The sequence below is a fragment of the Streptomyces sp. KL116D genome, from assembly GCF_030766975.1.
Classification (GTDB): domain Bacteria; phylum Actinomycetota; class Actinomycetes; order Streptomycetales; family Streptomycetaceae; genus Streptomyces; species Streptomyces longispororuber_A.
This window is the reverse complement of the sequence record NZ_JASERH010000030.1, coordinates 38,284-52,365: the sequence shown is the minus strand read 5'-3', so window position 1 is coordinate 52,365 and position 14,082 is coordinate 38,284. Positions and strand designations below refer to the sequence as shown.

Here is a 14,082-nt window from a genome sequence, read left to right as displayed (position 1 = left end):
TCACTTCTCCTCGCTGCTGGTCGCCCACCGTTGCCACGCACCGAGCGCGACAACTGCGGCCTTCTCTCGGTTGGCTTCGGGTCGTGCGGCCCATGTGCCGCCGGCGAGCTTCCACCGCCAGCCGTGGCGGGTGAGCCCGCGGTAGGCGGGTTCGATGACGGCGAGCAGTTGGCTGTTGGAGACGACGTGCCACCGGCGGGTGTCGCGGTGATCGGGGGCCTTCTCTAGTACGGCGGCGTCGATGACGGCCTGGACCTGGGCGGCCGACAGGGGGCGGGGCATCAGTCCTCGTCTCGGCGGATGCCCCACGCGGCTGCGCGGTCGGCCTCCAGTCGCGCCGGGTCCTGGTTGGCCATGTGCGCGATGAACGCCTCGGGTGTGGTCGTCGTGTGGGTGAATTGCACGTCGGCGAGGGCAGCGTTCTTTTCGAGGTCCGTGGCGGTGGCGTGGAAGGTCTCGTCCTGGATGCCGCTTGCTGTTCGGTCGACCCATTCCGGTGCGACCGCACTCAGCCACATCGTCCAGTCGCCGCCGTAGTTTCCGATGTGCCACGGGTAGACCTGGAGGTCCCCCTCGAAGAAGACCTTGCCGTGTCGCGTTATCCGGACGCGGATCGTCTGGGGCTCGATCATGATTCAGTCCTCGTTCCAGTAGCGCCGGTCGGCGGCTGCGGCTTCGGCGGGGGTTTCCTCCCACCAGTCCGCCCGGCCGGGCTCAACCAGCGGCGGCTCGGCAGGCGGTGGGGGTGGGGCGGTCACGTGCGGGCCTTGCGCTTGTAGGCGGCGAGGTGGCAGTGGATGCCCCACCAGGTCACGTGCTGCGGGGCAACAGACACTTGATCCCACTCGGCGTCCAGAAGTTCGTAGAACTCGTCGTCCGCCGTGCAGCCACCCCAGGACTCGCCCGCATAGATGAGCAGGTCGCCCTCGTAGAGGGACAGGGCGTGCCGGGCGTGCTCGCCGCCGTAGGGCGGCCACACCATGAGCAGGGCCCGGTCCTGGTGGTGCTTGACGGCGGTCGCGTCGTCGCGCAGCACGGTCGTGTACGGACCGGCCTTGCAGTAGGTGTTGTCTTCGGCGGCCGGGTGCGGATCGTAGGCTGCTACGTCGATGCCTGCCTGCTCCAACTGCCAGGCCCAGTAACCAGATCCGGCGCCAATCTCAACAACGGACCGACCAGCGAGCTGCTCGGCCATCCACGTCGCGTCGCCGGGCGAGATGATCGACCAGGCGTAGCGGGTGGCGAGCCCCTGGCGCCCGGCGCCTACAGCGTCGAGCTTGGCGGCCTCGTCCTTATCAAACGCCAGGTAGGTGTACGTGGGTTCGAGTCTGCCGTCATGCCAGTCAGGCTCGGCGGGCATCCACCGGACGACTTCCCACAGCGGGTTTGCGACTCCGTCAGGGGTGGTCTGGTCCTGCTCGCTGCCTGCGATCGGCCGGTACGGCGGCCGGTGAGAGGAGTAACGCCGGGCTCCGGCGCCCTCCTGCTCCCACGCGGCCCGAAGCTGGCTGATGACCGATTCGGGATTCATTGCGACCCCCTCTTCATCGTGACGAGCGAGACCTTCGCGGCGACCACCGACAGGTCACCCTCGCGGTAGCCGGGGTGGAACACGCTGATCGTGTACTCGCTGCCACCGGGCTCCTCGGACAGGAGCCGAATCTCCCGCATGGCGCCCTTCATCTGCTGCAACGCCTCCTCGGGAGACGAGGCTTCGACGCGGACGGCAAGCGGCTTTCCGGCGTGACCCTCGACGGCAACCTGCACGCTCCAGATGCTCATCGCGGTCCCCTCTCGTAGCGTTCGGGCATGGTGTCGAGTCCTCGGACGAGTCGCGGGTTGCGGGCGGCGAGCCGCTTGTTGGCGGCTGCGATGCTCTGGGCGATCAGCCAGCGGGCCTCGACGTACTGCGGGCCGGAGAGCTCGCCGCTGGCGTAACGGCGGCAGGCGTCACCGACGGTGGTCACGTCGGCCCGCTGCTGCGTGGGCCACTGCCGGGCGGAGAACGAGGCGACGGCGTCTGGGATCGGGATGTTCGTGCGCGGGAAGGTGATCACGACGGGTCCTCGGGCTGCGGCGGAGCGGGCCGGACGGTCACGGCGGCGCCGCCGAACTCCAGAGCTGCGAACCCCTGCTCATCGCACATGGCCTGCGCCCCGGCGATGAGCCCCCGAATACCGAGCTGGTCGGCTTCCGTCACCGACGCCTTCTCGGCGCGAAGGATGCCGTAGATGGCGTCCTCAATGCCCTCGACACCACAGATGCGGCGGTCGGGGTCCTGCCCCTTGCGGACGACGGCAATGCGGTACATGGCAATGCTCCTTACGCGGCGAGTGCGAGTCGGGCGGCGGCCTGCTTGTACAGGTCGCGGCGCGGGCGGTACGCGAGGACGATCACAGCCACCTGCCGGGCCGTATAGCGGGTGCAGCTACGGACCCGCCCCTTGCGGTAGGCGACACCGACCGTGCCGTTGACGGCGAGCTTCACGGCCGCCTTGCGGAGGCTGGCCGCGACGGTACGGGCTTCGCGAATGCCGAGGCCGGCTGCGAGCGCGTGCGTCGCGAGGGTGGCGGGGCCACGGCGGATACGGGCGGCGGCACGGGTCTGGATGCGGCGCCCCTTTACGGCCTGGCGACGGATGCGGTTCGAGCGGATCATGCGGGCCCCCTTGGGTCAAACTGCCAACTTTCTTGGCACTTCGATAGTGGCACGGGACTCCACCCGAGTGCAACATAGTTGGCAGAACTAGGTGCCCACACAGTTGGCAGCAGGACTGCCTAGTCGGTTGGCACCCATCCGTGAGACCATCAGCGCATGACTCCCCGCCCGGACCCGCGCGAAGAAGCCGCCTGGCTTCGAAAGCTGGAGCGCGCCACAGCCACGCACGAGAAGGCCCGCACCGCGCTCGACGAGCTCGTCGCCGACGCCCGGGCGGCCGGCGTGCCGCTGATGGTCATCGCCAAGCACACGTCGTACAGCCGCGAGTGGGCCAGGAAGATCGCAGACCGGATCGACGCCGAACGTGCCGCCAAGCGGGCAGCCAAGCCCGACGCCTAATCCGCCCGTTCCCGCCCCGCTCCCCCACCCGACGGGTCACACTCAGCCCATGGCGTTACGGTTCGGGGTTCAGGCGGACACGGAGCAGGAGTGCGCTGAAGGGCTGCAGATGCTGCTCGCATTGGGACTGCGGCCGGCGCTCCTGCCCCGGCTCCTCAGCGACGGACGCTGGATGGCGCGCGCCGTACAGACCAAGGCCCCGACTGCCGAGGATGGCGGCCGGGGCCCTGTCGTCGGCGGGTAGTTCAGGCGGGGTGGGTGACCTCGTCCGGGTCCGGGTGGGCCTTCTCCCACGCGGCGGAGCAGCTGTCGCACATCCCCTGCGCCGGGCCGACGCCGATGTACAGATGCCCGCCGCAGAAGTAGCCGCCGCACCCATACTCGTCGCCACCCGGCTCGGCGCCGCACAGGTAGGCGAGACCGCGGTCGATCTGCTCCTCGCAGCCGTCCTGCTCGCACGTCGCCTCGACGGCGTAACCGGCCGCGATCTCTTCGCCGTTGCGGGTGATCGTGTAGCTCGCGTATCCCATCGGTTGTTCCCTTCTCGGTAGTCTCTACTGAAGCACCCCAGGCACTTCGATTGCCTGGGGTGCACTGTTGTTGCAGGTCACGCCTGGTGCACGGCGACGGGCATGTCGATGCCGTGCTCGTCCAGGGCTGTACGCAGGACGGCCATGCAGCCGCTCTCCGGCTTGGCGAAGTGCTCGGCGGCGCCGGCCCGGTGGAACGTCAGGTGCAGCGTCCCGTCGGCGACGGTCGGCGTGGCCACTCCGAGCAGCATGCGGACGAACCGGCGCTTCTCCAGGACCGCGGTGAGGATCTGCGGCCACCAGACGGGGACGGCCGGTGCGATCAGCGTCGTCATCGGACGGCCTCCCGCCGACTGGTGCGGACGGCTTCGGCGACGGCGACGCCGCCGCAGACGAGAGCACCGGCCGCTGCTGCTACGACGCCGGCAGGGGCGCCTGTCGCGTGGGCGGCGCCGACGATCGCGCCGAGCCCGGCCGTCGTGCCCGCAGCGAGCGCGGCGATCCGCTTCGGTGCGGGGATCACGCCGCGACTCCGGTGAGGTCGAGCTTCTCGCCGAGCGAGTTCATCGGGTGCAGCAGGTCGCCGTCGAATGCGATGGTCGCGATGTAGCCGGGCTCGGTCAGGTTGAACAGATAGGTCGCGAACCGGATGTTGATCTGGTCGCAGGCTGCGAGGCTGAAGCTGTCGGTGCGCTGCAGCTCCATCATGGCGTGGTCCGCCATATCGTGGACGGGGCTGGTCCGGTCGCCCGCCCATTCGGCCTTGCGGGCTTCCACGCCGAGCGCTATCGCACGCTCCCTCAGCTCGTCGAGGGCCGGGGCGGTGGTCGTGGTCGTGTTAGTCATGGTTTTCCCTTCAGGTGAGTTCGATGCTGGTGGCGGTCCAGGGGCGCTTGTTGCCTTTGCGGGCGCCGTTCTGCCGGACCCAGTCGGCGACGGCGGCGCGGGCTGCCGCTTCGGAAGGGGCGCGCACCGTGCCGACGGATTCACCGTCGTGGTGCCGGCCGTCGCTGACGGCGGCCTTGAAGTTCCAGGTCTTCCGCATTGGTCTCCGTTCGGATGTCGTTCCGCGTGGTGAGGCTGAAGTGCCTGCTCTTGTGGGTGCTGTGGTCTTGCCGGCTGTCCTGGATGACGGGCCCGCTGTTGTGGTTGTGGATCACGGGCGGGCTGGCCTTCTTCGCTTTGGAGATGGCGGCGCCACCAGCGGTGAGGAGCATGGCCGCGCCGGCGAATGGGGCGATGATGATCCACGCGAAGCGCTCCAGGCCCGGAACGCTGACCAAGGCCAGGCCCCTCATCGCGAGCCAGACGGCGCACCCAAGCCCGGTGGCTCCGGCGCCGACCCCGATCGACGCGACCGCGATCCCCGCAGCCCACGGCGGCACGATCCGACTGTCGGGCTGCGGGACGGGCGGGGTGCTGCCGATCAGCACCTGCGGGGTCGTCTCCTGCTGGCGGGCCTGGGCGATGGAGTGCTCAACGGCCGCCTGGAGCACGGCGTCGGAGAGTTCAGGGTGCCGCTGCCCAGCGGGGTGGTTGGGCAGCTGGCCGGGCAGCGGCTCGTGCATGGTGCAGGGTCCTCTCGGTCTCACGCCGCGGCGGCGGTGTACTGGGCGGTCACGTCGGCGACGGCCTCGTCGCGGGTGGGGCGCTGCACGCTCGTGAACACGGCGTCGCCGTCCGTGTTCTCGAGCGTGGCCCGCCAGCCGCCGAGCTCCACGACCGGGAAACGGCCGGCGGACTGCGACGTGACGAGGGTGAGGTTGCTGACGTCCTTCATGGGGATCTCCTTCATGGGGTTTCACCGGTGCCGTTGCACGCGGAGCACTTGACGCGTGTCGCGTCGTGGATCTTTGAGTCGATGGGGAAGGAGCCTTCGCCGTCACACGCCCCGCAGGGGATGACCGGCTCGGGCTGGTAGTCGGGGTCGGAGTCGTAGCCGCCTGCCTGCGCGGTCCACGCGGCCTTCAGGGCGCCGGACTTGACGGCGCCGGCCGCGGTCCGGGCGGCGTTCTTCACGGGCTTCGTCGCCGCGCGCAGTGCGGCACGCTTCTGCCTGCGCAGCGTCGGCTTCAGCAGGCGCGTCCAGTGGACCTTGACGAGGTCGCGGATGTCGGCGGCGGTGACCTCGGGCTGCAGCGTGCCCTCCAGCAGGGCGCCGCCGACGGTCACGGTGAAGGTGTTGGCCTTCCGGCGGTGGGTGGCCGATCCGGCGATCATCGCCATCGTCGCGCCCGTGATCAGGGCGTCCGTCCAGTGGTGCCCGTAGTAGCAGTTCGCGTTCGCGGGCGACTGCGCGAACCGCGGGACCGCGTCGAGTGTGAACCAGCGCGACTCGCACGCCGGGCACGTATACGGCAGCCCGTTGATCGTCATCTGCTGGACCGTTACCGTGCCGGTCATACCGGGATCTCCTTCTCATTTCAACCGCTTCGGGAACCGCTGCGTACCGCTGCACTGCAGGTCAGGGCCGTGATGGGTACCGCTATGAACCGCTGCCGCAAAGCGGATGAGAGATTCGGATCGCGGCCCCTAGCGGTACGTCTCACGGTTCTGACCTGCGACGCAGCGGTTCAAAGCGGTTGGTCAAGCCGCCTCATCGGCAGGCTCGCCAGTGATCTGCTTGATCGTCAGCAGGCGATAGCCACGCACTCCGCCGGCGCCCTGAACCGTCGACAGGTCGACCGCGATGTCGAGCAAGTCAACCGCCTGCTTCAGCTCCGACATCAAGCGTCGGGTCGCAAGCAAGTGCACCTTCGACTCGTCGTCGCTGAACTTGTCCCCGGCCCAGGCGGTGGGGTCATGCTTCGCCAGGTACTCGAGGATCTGCGCGCTGGTGAGGAAGGCGGGGTCATCGGCCGCCGCGAAGGCGCCACGCACCATCATCACGATCTTCGGCAAGTCCGCGCGGATGCGGTCCGCCTCGGTCGCACCGAACATCTCCAGGCCCGCTAGGCGCAGGGACTCCTCGTCAACCTTCGGCCGGCCAGCCGCCGCGCGCTCCTTGCCGCGGCGCCTGCCGTCCTTGCCGTCGAGGAACACGAATTTGTACTTCAGCGGCTCGCGCGATCCGCAGCCGCGGATATAGGCCTGGGAGGCGTCGCGCAGGTCGTCGCCCTCCGCGTTGCCTTCCGCCGGGTCGAGACGGTCCGGGCGCCAGCCCTGGTCGCCCGCTCCCCCGCCGAAGACCTGAACGACGTCCTGGCGGCGGCACGGGCCGACGATCCGCAGGGCGATGGTGTCAGCGATCGCGGCGCCAATGGCGTCCTTCGTGGCCTCCTGCGCTGCGAGGACCAGCTGCACGCGGGACTTGCGGCCCGTCTGCAGGATCTTCACGGCCAACTCCTTGGCCCGGTCGGACAGCTGCGGGTACTCGTCGATGAACAGGACGATCGCGGGCTGCTCGGGGCTGGGCTCCCAGTTCTCCTTCATGCCGTGCTTGGCGAACAGCCTGGGCCGGGCCTTGCCGATCTTCAGGGCCTGTTCGAGGATCTTCTCGATCTGCCCCATGTTGTCGTCGCCGACTGCGCGGACGCCCATCGCCTCGGCGAGCGGGGCGAGCCCGTTGCCGCCCGGGTCAAGGTCGCCGACGACCACGTCCGAGCAGGCCGTGAGCGTGTCGGCGAGGGTGCGCAGGATGACGGACTTCCCGCCGCCCGACCCAGCGATCACGATGACGTGGATACCGAGCAGTGACGGCTCGAACTTCTGCCCGTCCATCCGGTAGGCCACCAACTGCTTGTCCCTCAACCGGCGGCCGTTGGCCTTCCGGTCGGGGGCAGCCGGGATCTTGTCGAACGGGTCAGACTCGACGAGGCGGAGGATGACCTGCCCGCGGGACTTGCGGACCGGCTGACAGTGCAGCCCGTTCTCCGGCAGATCCAACGGCGTCTCCAGGTCCGGGGCCTTGGTGACGATGTCGGCCGGCTTGCCCTTCGCGAGTTTGGCCGTGACCTCCCAGCCCCACGAGTGGCGCCGGTTGGCCTCCACCGACGCGACCGAGATGCCCTCTGACGCGAGGGCGCGGCGCACGCACTCGGCGGCCTCGGTCCGGTTGCGGGCGTCCGCGATCGGGAACGGGTCGCCGTCCTCCGGGTAGATGTCGACCCGGCCCGGGTCCGCGCCCTGCGGCCGGCCCTTCCAGGCGCCGTAGGTGACCGCGGCCATCGCGTACAGGGCGGCCATCCACACGCCGAGCTCGGCCATCCCGTACAGGCCAGCCCCGGTGACTGGAGCCGCGACGAGCCCACGCTTGATCCAATACTTGCGCTTGTGGGCGGAGTAGTCCTCGACGTACTTGCGACGGATCGCATCGGCCCGCACCTGATCGCGGGTCGTCCTCGCCGCAGCACATTCCATCTCCGCGGTGCGGATCACGTGGGGGTGCGTGCTGTGGAACTTGCCCTTCTCGATCCGGGCGATGTGCCACCAGCCGCGGGCCGACCAGCCGATCCACACGACGGACCAGTGGTGCCTCACCGCGTGGGTGGTGCGCTTCGCAAGCGCCGCCCTGGAGTGGATCCAGTCGGGCAGGTGGCGCTGCTGCGGAACAGGCCGCTTATCGACGACCGTCCGCGCCTCGGTGGAGGCAGCCGGCCGGCCTGTGGTCGGGGTAGCCATGGCGGGGTCCTAGTCCTTCTTCCGGGAGACGTTGTATTCGGCGAGCACGGTGGCGAGGAGCTGCCGGGCGGTTCCCGGCCGGCAGCCGACGGCGCGGGCGACGGCACGGTTGGAGGGGTGCGTCCGGAGGTCGCAGCCGCGGGCGGCTTCGCTCTCGACGAGCTTGCGGACGGCCGCAAGACGGTCGTCGGCGACGGCCTTTCGGACGCGGCCGGATTTCGCGTCCTTCCCTTGCGGGAAGCGGGTTGCAGCGGTTCCGGCACCACGCGTCCGGACACCCTTCGCCGAGCTCATGGGAAGCACTGGCACGCGGTGCTCAACCCATCCGCCCTGCCCTCCGGGAACCAGCAGGCCGACCGGGAGGAAGGGGGCCTGTACGGGGGTACGCGCATCGCGGGACGCGTCGCTCTGCCGGTCGCTCGGTGCGTCCGGCTTCGGAGCGGGAACCACCGCTGCGGGCGCATCCTTGCGTCCCCAGAAGTTCCGCTGGCCGTTCCACGACTGGGCTTCCCGACGACGGTGCGCGGCCCGGCGGGACGCACGGATCTCACGGATCGACGGCTCGCCCGGAGCCGCCCCGTTCGCCCGCTCCCACACCCGGTTCCATGCCGTCGGCAGCGACGCTCCCGTGTTGTCGGCGACTCGTCGGGCGCGGCGCATCAGGATCGGGTGGCGACGGGCGAGGCGCTTCCAGCGGGCGATCTCGTCGGCGGTCTTGCCGGAGATCGCGGCCCGCCGGGACCGCATCACGATCCACCACAAGATCATGCCGAGCATGGATGCCACCGCGTACAAGATCGCCTGGTAGAGGGCCTTGTCCGGGTCGACTTCCCGCTGCTCGTTGTAGTGGCCGAGCGCGTTGATCGTGGCCGCGCCCATCGCCGTGATCCACGTCGCCCGCATCAGCCACGCGTAGGGGCGGCGCTTGTCGATCGCCTGCCCGGTCAAGCCGGCCAGGGTGAGGGTCATGCCCTCGGTGAGAACGGGGACGCCGGCCGACGCCCAGCCCATGCCCGCTGCGGACGCCGCCCCGGCCTGGCCGGAGGCTCCGACGGCGAGGGACACGAGGACAACAGGTAGGCCCCAGGCGGGCATGTGGTGCGTGAGGCGGGCCTGCATCCGCTGCCAATTCGCGCGCCGCTCCTTGCGACGGCGGGCCCGCAGCTTCTCCTTCTCGGCGCGCGCCTTCTCCTTGCGGTCCTGCTTGGCCTGCTTCGCTTCGGTCTTCAGTTGCTTCTTGTGCGCGGCATCCCTGCGTCGCTCTTCCCGTTCCTGCGCCGCGTCGGCACGGTTCTCGGCGCGGTCCGCCTGGGCGTCGGCCCGGTTCTCCTCGCGCCGGGACGGCTTGGCCGCTTCGGGTGCGCTCTGTTCCTCGACGGGCTTGGGCCGCCCCTCCCCGAGTTCGGGCGAGGCAACGGCCGTGCCGTTGACCTTCTTCTCGACGGATGTGGCGGTCATGGTCGCTCGGTGTCCTTTCGGGGTGCGGTGATCTAGATCAGAGGCAGGCGACGAGGATGACGATCGCTAGGCCGATGAGCCCCGGGATCGCGAAGCTGAGGACTTCCCACGTGCTTTCGCGCATGTCACGCCTCCGGCTTCGGCATCGCCCGGCATCGCTCGGCGTGGTCGTTGGCTTCGTCGCGGGCGTCGTTCTGCTGGGTCTCGTCGAAGTGGCCGTCGCCCAGCCCGTAGCGACCTCGGCCGCCGTTGGAATCGCATCCGAGGCAGCGCCAGTTGAAGCCATTCGAGACCCGGGTCTCGTCGTTCGGCAGCAGGTAGCTGGACGCACCCATCCGGGTCCGCACGCGCCGCTCCTGCCGGTGGAGCTCGACGGTGGCACCGCCCTGGGTGAGGAAGCGCATCAGGACGTTCGGCTCGGTCTTGGTCGGGTCGGTGACGGTCTCGGGCATGGCGGCCTCCTTGCGGCGGATCTTGAACGCGGGCAGGGTGAGCAGGGACATCAGCGGCCTCCTCGGCTGCGTCGGGTGGTGGTCTTCCGCCAGCCGAAGGGGCCAGGGAGATCCATTGAGGTGGTGCGGCGACCGGTCGACGAGACGGTGTGGCGCGGCCCCTTGCCCTCGCCGAACGTCACCGACCACGACCGCCGGTTGATGTTGAGCCGAACCCCCGGGAAGACCCGGAACGACTTGCGGAACGTGAGCGGCATCAGGCGGCCCTCCCCGGGTGAGTCGGCCGGGGCCGGTTGCGGTAGCCGGCGACGGCCAGCAGGCCGAGCACCAGACCGAACACGGCTGGCTGGGCCAGCAGTTGGAACGCGCCCGTGAAGGCGAGGCCGATCGTGGCGCCGATCGCCGTCGCCACCACCGGGGCAGCACCGACGATCAACAGGAAGGCCGCCAACAGCAGCCACAGGATGAGGCGCCTCATGGCGGCCTCCTCTCAGGTAGATCGGGTGGGGGTTACTGCTGGATCATGTTTCGCGGGCAGCCATTCGCCAGGTGATCGAGGCAGGGGCCGCACTCGTCCTCGCCGAGCCCGAGGAAGCTGGTGTGCTTCTTCGAATGGGCCCAGCACTGCTTGCACTCGCCCTTCGGCACGACCTGTTCGGGCATGACGCCCTCCTTCCGGGCCGGGACGGTCCCGGCCCTACCGCTCCCCCACGGACCGGACGGCCGTGGAGGACGGTGGGGCATCGGGTCAGCTGGGGCCGCGCCGCCACTTGGGCAGGGCCTGCTCGGAGTCGATGACCTTCTGGTTCGCGGCGAGGAACTCGTCGGTCTCCTCGCGGGTCTCGGCCGACACCGCCGCCAGCTCATGGCGCGCTTCACGGTGCGCGGTCCGCGCCTCCGGCGTTCCGAATACGCGGTCGAATCGCTTGCCCATCAGGGCTCCTCTCGTGGTGGGTTGGGTGGCGGGACGTGGGGTCGAACTCAGGTGGCGAGACGCTTGGCGACGCGGGCCGCCTGCTCCGGCGTCATCTCGCGGGCGACCGCCTTCGCCGCCTCCGTGCCGCCGTGCTTCGCCGCGTCGATCAGCCGCATCTCCATCAGCCGGTCGGCCGCACGATCCATGTGCGGGGCCAGGGCGGCGTCGAGCTGGTCGCAGTAGTCCTTGATCGGGTCCTTCGCCATCGGACAGTCCTTCCGGTAGTGGACGGTTACGGTGCGCGCCCCGGGCCCGCTTTGAACGGGCGCCCTCGTGGCATCGATGCCGGGGCTGGGGGTTCCCCTGTCAGTCCTCGTCGCCGTGGTAGTAGGAGCCGTAGGAAGCGCGGACGTACTCCTTGGCCTCGGCGGCGTAGCCCTTCGCGGCCGTGCTGTCGCCCATCGCCTCGGCGGTCTCTTCGAGCCGCTTCAGGTCGACGTACTCGGAGGCGGCCAGCTGGTAGTTGTCGTAGTGGCGTCGTCCCATGTCGGGTCTCCTGTCGGGAATGTGGTGCGCGGATGGTGGATGGATGGTGCGCGCCCCTGTCTGGCCGGGCGGTGGATCAGCGGTTCACGACGGCCTTGTCCATGTCCCGGCGCCGGACGAGACGATCTCCACAGCAGCCATCAGGCAGCCGCCTGGTAGTCGTGACCATCGGCGGTCTCGTGCAGCGCCGCGCAGTCGGTCCGCCACCCCAGGTGGATCGGGCACGAAAGACGCTCCGTGATCGGCACGTTCCACGTCGCTTCGCTGTGCAGTGCGCGGGTCAGGTCGTCGCCGAACATGCCGCTCTCGTCGCACAGCGCCGTCGCGGCACGCAGCCTGCGAGCCTCCGGAGCACGGGACTTATCGGCGTCGAACAGGTGCACAGACATAACGGGGTCCTCTCGGGGACGCAGGAATATGGGGTGGTGCTGGACGGGTGGCGCGGGCGCGCCGACTACCACCAGGAGCTCTTCTTCTTCGGCTTGGGCTGCAACTCCGTCTTCACGGCGTCCGCCTGCGTCCGCAGATCACGGCCCTTGGCGCGCTGGCTCTCAGCCCTCGCGCCGGCCTGGTCCGCGCGGGCCGTGTCCGTGTAGTCCCGGCCGGGGCGGCCGTACACGTCCGCATCCATCTGGTGAAGCTCGGCGTCGCCCTCGGCCTGGTGCGCCCGACGGCTCAGCTCCACGTACCGCGGGTCCGACAGGTAGTCGTACTTCGCCGACTCGGCCATCTCCCGGCGCGTCGCACGACTCGGCTTCGCCAGCCGCGCCGTCTTCACACGGCCGGACGACGGGTGCTTCGGAGACAAAAAGCCCATAGCGGTGCCCTCTCAAGACGTGATCGAAGAAAATTGGGGGTGGTGCTGGGCGGGTGGGAGGACGCCGGCGCCGGGGGGATTTGCGCCGACGGCCACCGACCCGACCAGAGCCGGGGGGTTGGAACCGCGGTCTGCGAGGCTCGGGGGATGTGGCACCCGCAGACCGCGGGGATCTAGGGAGCGCGGACCAGCCGCAGTACAGGACGCTGCTGTGCGGACGGGGCGGACGGCACCGGGGTGATCGGAGTCAGCTCAACCAGCTGGATCAGCGACCGGGCCACGTCCTCCGGGACGTCCACCCGCCACTCCAACTCCTCGCCCTCCGTGTAGATCCGAAGCCTCAACAGGACCGGACCCGCACTCCGGGCCTTCAACGCCCGGCACAGACGCTGCCCCAAACGGACCGAACGATCCGACGGGCTCAAGACGCCACCTCCGGAACCACAAGGAAGCGGTCACCGTGCCGGTCCATGCGAACCGTCGCCGGCGTACCCGCCGCCGTCAGCCGCGCCGCCTCCTCCTCCGCCGGCCACGAACCCCGCGGATGACCCGCCGAGAAGATGGCGTAGATCGGACGGACATAGGACGCCTTGTCGAACGCGGCCCGATCCGCGGCAGAACGGGACTCGATCACGGTCGCCATCACGCGTCACCGCCCTCAAGCTCCGCGGACGTCGTCGAGTTCTGCCGCAGCCACGCCACCGCGGCCGGCGTCAGATCCGGATAGTCGGCTACCAGAGGCGCCTCGTCGATGTCCCGCATGATGAACGCCAGCGGAATCGGCCGCGTAAACGCCGGGTCGACACGCTCCAACTGCTCACCAGTCCGCAGAACCCGCAGATCCAACCGGCGAAACGCCTCGTCCTCCACCCGGCACACCATCGTGTGCCCCTCGTCGCCGCGCAGCCACGCCTCCGGATCCCGGTACAGGACGAAAGCGCCGATAACCGCACCCGCTGCGGAAGTACCCAGATCGATGCGGATCTCCGTCATCACACGTCACCGCCGATCAGGTGCAGCAGACCGGCGCCGGCGAGGTGGGACCGGCAGGCATCCGCCAGCCGCACCGCCTCCCCGTGGGTGCGGATCGCCTCCGCAGTCGCCAGATCGACCGCCGTCACCGTCGTACCGTTCACGACCGTCGACTCACCGAAACGCAGAGCAGAGACGGCCTGCTCGATGGCGCGCTGCCTGGCGAAAACATCCACGACACCCGGGCACTCGCCGGCGTGCACCTTCGCCGCGTCCCGGCAGAACGGCAGCGAACCGAACGGCACCTCACTGCGGTGACCCGCCGTGCAAGACCAGCGGTAGGGGGACGGGCCGGCGACGGCCAGGACCTCGACCGAGGCGCCCGACGCGGTGGCGAAGGTCATGGCGGGGGTCAGGGGGACGGGGGTCGGAGTTGCTGTGGCCATCACGCGGCCTCCTCGGTGGGGGTGATGCGGGAGTTGGCGAGGTACTCATCGACGGTCGACTCGGCCACTCGCACGCCGCGGGGGCGGATCTTGCCGGTCCCGTTGCGGAGGGCCGCCAGCCGGCCGGAGGCGATGAGGTTGTAGACGGTGGATCGCGAGACGCGGAGCCGCGTCGCGACCTCGGCCGCATTCAGGAAGTTCGGGGAGGGGGCCACGGTGACCGCGGCCGGGGCATCGTGACTCAAGGTTGCTCCCGGGTCTTAGGCGT

The 14,082-nt window shown here is 69.8% G+C and carries 31 protein-coding genes; 1 reads left to right on the top strand and 30 read right to left on the bottom strand.

Going from position 1 to position 14,082, the window contains the following annotated elements:
- From RBJ77_RS10455 to RBJ77_RS10425, 7 genes are all read right to left on the bottom strand, one after another.
- The gene (locus RBJ77_RS10455) at nt 1-282 is read right to left on the bottom strand and encodes a hypothetical protein (RefSeq protein ID WP_372344721.1); all 282 of its coding nucleotides are present in this window, start codon (nt 280-282) and stop codon (nt 1-3) included.
- Nucleotides 282-632, bottom strand: a complete 351-nt coding sequence (locus tag RBJ77_RS10450) for a hypothetical protein (protein ID WP_372344720.1) — start codon at nt 630-632, stop codon at nt 282-284. Before RBJ77_RS10450 ends, RBJ77_RS10455 begins: the two co-directional genes overlap by 1 nt.
- A 122-nt stretch (nt 633-754) precedes the next feature.
- Nucleotides 755-1,531, bottom strand: a complete 777-nt coding sequence (locus RBJ77_RS10445) for a hypothetical protein (protein WP_372344719.1) — start codon at nt 1,529-1,531, stop codon at nt 755-757.
- The gene (locus RBJ77_RS10440) at nt 1,528-1,782 is read right to left on the bottom strand and encodes a hypothetical protein (protein ID WP_372344718.1); all 255 of its coding nucleotides are present in this window, start codon (nt 1,780-1,782) and stop codon (nt 1,528-1,530) included. Before RBJ77_RS10440 ends, RBJ77_RS10445 begins: the two co-directional genes overlap by 4 nt.
- On the bottom strand, nt 1,779-2,057 hold the full coding sequence (locus RBJ77_RS10435) for a hypothetical protein (RefSeq protein WP_372344717.1): 279 nt from the start codon (nt 2,055-2,057) through the stop codon (nt 1,779-1,781). The genes RBJ77_RS10440 and RBJ77_RS10435 overlap by 4 nt, the downstream gene beginning before the upstream one ends.
- A complete protein-coding gene (locus tag RBJ77_RS10430; RefSeq protein ID WP_372344716.1) occupies nt 2,054-2,311 on the bottom strand; it encodes a hypothetical protein in 258 nt (85 codons plus the stop codon). Before RBJ77_RS10430 ends, RBJ77_RS10435 begins: the two co-directional genes overlap by 4 nt.
- Before the next feature lie 11 nt (nt 2,312-2,322).
- Nucleotides 2,323-2,658 carry a hypothetical protein gene (locus RBJ77_RS10425; protein WP_372344715.1) on the bottom strand — a complete coding sequence of 112 codons (336 nt, stop codon included), beginning with the start codon at nt 2,656-2,658 and terminating at the stop codon, nt 2,323-2,325.
- Nucleotides 2,659-2,814: 156 nt separating this feature from the next.
- Between RBJ77_RS10425 and RBJ77_RS10420 the strand changes: the two genes are divergently transcribed.
- Entirely contained in the window at nt 2,815-3,057 is a 243-nt protein-coding gene (locus RBJ77_RS10420; protein WP_372344714.1) for a hypothetical protein, read from the top strand.
- Nucleotides 3,058-3,302: 245 nt separating this feature from the next.
- Here the strand turns inward: RBJ77_RS10420 and RBJ77_RS10415 are convergent, their stop codons facing one another.
- The 23 genes from RBJ77_RS10415 to RBJ77_RS10305 all read right to left on the bottom strand — a co-directional run bounded on the left by RBJ77_RS10415 (nt 3,303) and on the right by RBJ77_RS10305 (nt 14,059).
- A complete protein-coding gene (locus RBJ77_RS10415) occupies nt 3,303-3,587 on the bottom strand; it encodes a hypothetical protein (protein WP_372344713.1) in 285 nt (94 codons plus the stop codon).
- A 77-nt stretch (nt 3,588-3,664) separates the two neighbouring features.
- Nucleotides 3,665-3,922, bottom strand: coding sequence for a hypothetical protein (locus RBJ77_RS10410; RefSeq protein WP_372344712.1), 258 nt, complete (start codon nt 3,920-3,922; stop codon nt 3,665-3,667).
- On the bottom strand, nt 3,919-4,110 hold the full coding sequence (locus RBJ77_RS10405; protein WP_372344711.1) for a hypothetical protein: 192 nt from the start codon (nt 4,108-4,110) through the stop codon (nt 3,919-3,921). Before RBJ77_RS10405 ends, RBJ77_RS10410 begins: the two co-directional genes overlap by 4 nt.
- The gene (locus tag RBJ77_RS10400; RefSeq protein WP_372344710.1) at nt 4,107-4,433 is read right to left on the bottom strand and encodes a hypothetical protein; all 327 of its coding nucleotides are present in this window, start codon (nt 4,431-4,433) and stop codon (nt 4,107-4,109) included. The genes RBJ77_RS10405 and RBJ77_RS10400 overlap by 4 nt, the downstream gene beginning before the upstream one ends.
- A 140-nt stretch (nt 4,434-4,573) precedes the next feature.
- Entirely contained in the window at nt 4,574-5,155 is a 582-nt protein-coding gene (locus RBJ77_RS10395; RefSeq protein ID WP_372344709.1) for a hypothetical protein, read from the bottom strand.
- A 20-nt stretch (nt 5,156-5,175) separates the two neighbouring features.
- Nucleotides 5,176-5,367, bottom strand: a complete 192-nt coding sequence (locus RBJ77_RS10390) for a hypothetical protein (protein ID WP_372344708.1) — start codon at nt 5,365-5,367, stop codon at nt 5,176-5,178.
- Between the two features lie 11 nt (nt 5,368-5,378).
- Complete coding sequence (locus RBJ77_RS10385; protein ID WP_372344707.1) at nt 5,379-5,990, bottom strand: hypothetical protein; 612 nt, start codon at nt 5,988-5,990, stop codon at nt 5,379-5,381.
- Between the two features lie 183 nt (nt 5,991-6,173).
- Nucleotides 6,174-8,207, bottom strand: coding sequence for a hypothetical protein (locus RBJ77_RS10380; protein WP_372344706.1), 2,034 nt, complete (start codon nt 8,205-8,207; stop codon nt 6,174-6,176).
- A gap of 9 nt (nt 8,208-8,216) precedes the next feature.
- A complete protein-coding gene (locus RBJ77_RS10375; RefSeq protein WP_372344705.1) occupies nt 8,217-9,665 on the bottom strand; it encodes a hypothetical protein in 1,449 nt (482 codons plus the stop codon).
- Between the two features lie 125 nt (nt 9,666-9,790).
- Nucleotides 9,791-10,168, bottom strand: coding sequence for a hypothetical protein (locus tag RBJ77_RS10370; RefSeq protein WP_372344704.1), 378 nt, complete (start codon nt 10,166-10,168; stop codon nt 9,791-9,793).
- Nucleotides 10,168-10,374: a DUF4236 domain-containing protein gene (locus RBJ77_RS10365; protein ID WP_372344703.1), complete on the bottom strand. Its 207-nt coding sequence runs from the start codon at nt 10,372-10,374 to the stop codon at nt 10,168-10,170. Before RBJ77_RS10365 ends, RBJ77_RS10370 begins: the two co-directional genes overlap by 1 nt.
- Complete coding sequence (locus RBJ77_RS10360) at nt 10,374-10,595, bottom strand: hypothetical protein (RefSeq protein ID WP_372344702.1); 222 nt, start codon at nt 10,593-10,595, stop codon at nt 10,374-10,376. The genes RBJ77_RS10365 and RBJ77_RS10360 overlap by 1 nt, the downstream gene beginning before the upstream one ends.
- 32 nt (nt 10,596-10,627) lie before the next feature.
- Nucleotides 10,628-10,780, bottom strand: coding sequence for a pRL2-8 (locus RBJ77_RS10355; RefSeq protein ID WP_372344701.1), 153 nt, complete (start codon nt 10,778-10,780; stop codon nt 10,628-10,630).
- A gap of 85 nt (nt 10,781-10,865) precedes the next feature.
- Nucleotides 10,866-11,051, bottom strand: a complete 186-nt coding sequence (locus tag RBJ77_RS10350) for a hypothetical protein (RefSeq protein WP_372344700.1) — start codon at nt 11,049-11,051, stop codon at nt 10,866-10,868.
- A gap of 47 nt (nt 11,052-11,098) precedes the next feature.
- Nucleotides 11,099-11,299 (bottom strand): hypothetical protein, encoded by a 201-nt coding sequence (locus RBJ77_RS10345; protein WP_372344699.1) that lies wholly within the window; start codon nt 11,297-11,299, stop codon nt 11,099-11,101.
- A gap of 100 nt (nt 11,300-11,399) precedes the next feature.
- The gene (locus tag RBJ77_RS10340) at nt 11,400-11,579 is read right to left on the bottom strand and encodes a hypothetical protein (RefSeq protein ID WP_372344698.1); all 180 of its coding nucleotides are present in this window, start codon (nt 11,577-11,579) and stop codon (nt 11,400-11,402) included.
- A gap of 140 nt (nt 11,580-11,719) precedes the next feature.
- Entirely contained in the window at nt 11,720-11,962 is a 243-nt protein-coding gene (locus RBJ77_RS10335; protein WP_372344697.1) for a hypothetical protein, read from the bottom strand.
- A 71-nt stretch (nt 11,963-12,033) separates the two neighbouring features.
- The gene (locus RBJ77_RS10330) at nt 12,034-12,309 is read right to left on the bottom strand and encodes a hypothetical protein (RefSeq protein ID WP_372344696.1); all 276 of its coding nucleotides are present in this window, start codon (nt 12,307-12,309) and stop codon (nt 12,034-12,036) included.
- A gap of 260 nt (nt 12,310-12,569) precedes the next feature.
- Nucleotides 12,570-12,740 carry a hypothetical protein gene (locus RBJ77_RS10325; protein ID WP_372344695.1) on the bottom strand — a complete coding sequence of 57 codons (171 nt, stop codon included), beginning with the start codon at nt 12,738-12,740 and terminating at the stop codon, nt 12,570-12,572.
- A 77-nt stretch (nt 12,741-12,817) separates the two neighbouring features.
- Nucleotides 12,818-13,039, bottom strand: a complete 222-nt coding sequence (locus RBJ77_RS10320; protein WP_372344694.1) for a hypothetical protein — start codon at nt 13,037-13,039, stop codon at nt 12,818-12,820.
- Nucleotides 13,039-13,389 (bottom strand): hypothetical protein, encoded by a 351-nt coding sequence (locus tag RBJ77_RS10315; RefSeq protein WP_372344693.1) that lies wholly within the window; start codon nt 13,387-13,389, stop codon nt 13,039-13,041. Before RBJ77_RS10315 ends, RBJ77_RS10320 begins: the two co-directional genes overlap by 1 nt.
- Complete coding sequence (locus RBJ77_RS10310; RefSeq protein ID WP_372344692.1) at nt 13,389-13,814, bottom strand: hypothetical protein; 426 nt, start codon at nt 13,812-13,814, stop codon at nt 13,389-13,391. Before RBJ77_RS10310 ends, RBJ77_RS10315 begins: the two co-directional genes overlap by 1 nt.
- Nucleotides 13,814-14,059 (bottom strand): helix-turn-helix domain-containing protein, encoded by a 246-nt coding sequence (locus RBJ77_RS10305; RefSeq protein WP_372344691.1) that lies wholly within the window; start codon nt 14,057-14,059, stop codon nt 13,814-13,816. Before RBJ77_RS10305 ends, RBJ77_RS10310 begins: the two co-directional genes overlap by 1 nt.
- Between the last annotated feature and the right edge of the window lie 23 nt (nt 14,060-14,082).

Coding starts and splice junctions, on each gene's coding strand:
- RBJ77_RS10455 (WP_372344721.1), bottom strand. CDS start 282: ATGCCCCGCCCCCTGTCGGCCGCCCAGGTCCAGGCCGTCATCGACGCC.
- RBJ77_RS10450 (WP_372344720.1), bottom strand. CDS start 632: ATGATCGAGCCCCAGACGATCCGCGTCCGGATAACGCGACACGGCAAG.
- RBJ77_RS10445 (WP_372344719.1), bottom strand. CDS start 1,531: ATGAATCCCGAATCGGTCATCAGCCAGCTTCGGGCCGCGTGGGAGCAG.
- RBJ77_RS10440 (WP_372344718.1), bottom strand. CDS start 1,782: ATGAGCATCTGGAGCGTGCAGGTTGCCGTCGAGGGTCACGCCGGAAAG.
- RBJ77_RS10430 (WP_372344716.1), bottom strand. CDS start 2,311: ATGTACCGCATTGCCGTCGTCCGCAAGGGGCAGGACCCCGACCGCCGC.
- RBJ77_RS10425 (WP_372344715.1), bottom strand. CDS start 2,658: ATGATCCGCTCGAACCGCATCCGTCGCCAGGCCGTAAAGGGGCGCCGC.
- RBJ77_RS10420 (WP_372344714.1), top strand. CDS start 2,815: ATGACTCCCCGCCCGGACCCGCGCGAAGAAGCCGCCTGGCTTCGAAAG.
- RBJ77_RS10415 (WP_372344713.1), bottom strand. CDS start 3,587: ATGGGATACGCGAGCTACACGATCACCCGCAACGGCGAAGAGATCGCG.
- RBJ77_RS10410 (WP_372344712.1), bottom strand. CDS start 3,922: ATGACGACGCTGATCGCACCGGCCGTCCCCGTCTGGTGGCCGCAGATC.
- RBJ77_RS10400 (WP_372344710.1), bottom strand. CDS start 4,433: ATGACTAACACGACCACGACCACCGCCCCGGCCCTCGACGAGCTGAGG.
- RBJ77_RS10395 (WP_372344709.1), bottom strand. CDS start 5,155: ATGCACGAGCCGCTGCCCGGCCAGCTGCCCAACCACCCCGCTGGGCAG.
- RBJ77_RS10390 (WP_372344708.1), bottom strand. CDS start 5,367: ATGAAGGACGTCAGCAACCTCACCCTCGTCACGTCGCAGTCCGCCGGC.
- RBJ77_RS10385 (WP_372344707.1), bottom strand. CDS start 5,990: ATGACCGGCACGGTAACGGTCCAGCAGATGACGATCAACGGGCTGCCG.
- RBJ77_RS10380 (WP_372344706.1), bottom strand. CDS start 8,207: ATGGCTACCCCGACCACAGGCCGGCCGGCTGCCTCCACCGAGGCGCGG.
- RBJ77_RS10375 (WP_372344705.1), bottom strand. CDS start 9,665: ATGACCGCCACATCCGTCGAGAAGAAGGTCAACGGCACGGCCGTTGCC.
- RBJ77_RS10370 (WP_372344704.1), bottom strand. CDS start 10,168: ATGTCCCTGCTCACCCTGCCCGCGTTCAAGATCCGCCGCAAGGAGGCC.
- RBJ77_RS10365 (WP_372344703.1), bottom strand. CDS start 10,374: ATGCCGCTCACGTTCCGCAAGTCGTTCCGGGTCTTCCCGGGGGTTCGG.
- RBJ77_RS10360 (WP_372344702.1), bottom strand. CDS start 10,595: ATGAGGCGCCTCATCCTGTGGCTGCTGTTGGCGGCCTTCCTGTTGATC.
- RBJ77_RS10355 (WP_372344701.1), bottom strand. CDS start 10,780: ATGCCCGAACAGGTCGTGCCGAAGGGCGAGTGCAAGCAGTGCTGGGCC.
- RBJ77_RS10350 (WP_372344700.1), bottom strand. CDS start 11,051: ATGGGCAAGCGATTCGACCGCGTATTCGGAACGCCGGAGGCGCGGACC.
- RBJ77_RS10345 (WP_372344699.1), bottom strand. CDS start 11,299: ATGGCGAAGGACCCGATCAAGGACTACTGCGACCAGCTCGACGCCGCC.
- RBJ77_RS10340 (WP_372344698.1), bottom strand. CDS start 11,579: ATGGGACGACGCCACTACGACAACTACCAGCTGGCCGCCTCCGAGTAC.
- RBJ77_RS10330 (WP_372344696.1), bottom strand. CDS start 12,309: ATGGCCGAGTCGGCGAAGTACGACTACCTGTCGGACCCGCGGTACGTG.
- RBJ77_RS10320 (WP_372344694.1), bottom strand. CDS start 13,039: ATGGCGACCGTGATCGAGTCCCGTTCTGCCGCGGATCGGGCCGCGTTC.
- RBJ77_RS10315 (WP_372344693.1), bottom strand. CDS start 13,389: ATGACGGAGATCCGCATCGATCTGGGTACTTCCGCAGCGGGTGCGGTT.
- RBJ77_RS10310 (WP_372344692.1), bottom strand. CDS start 13,814: ATGGCCACAGCAACTCCGACCCCCGTCCCCCTGACCCCCGCCATGACC.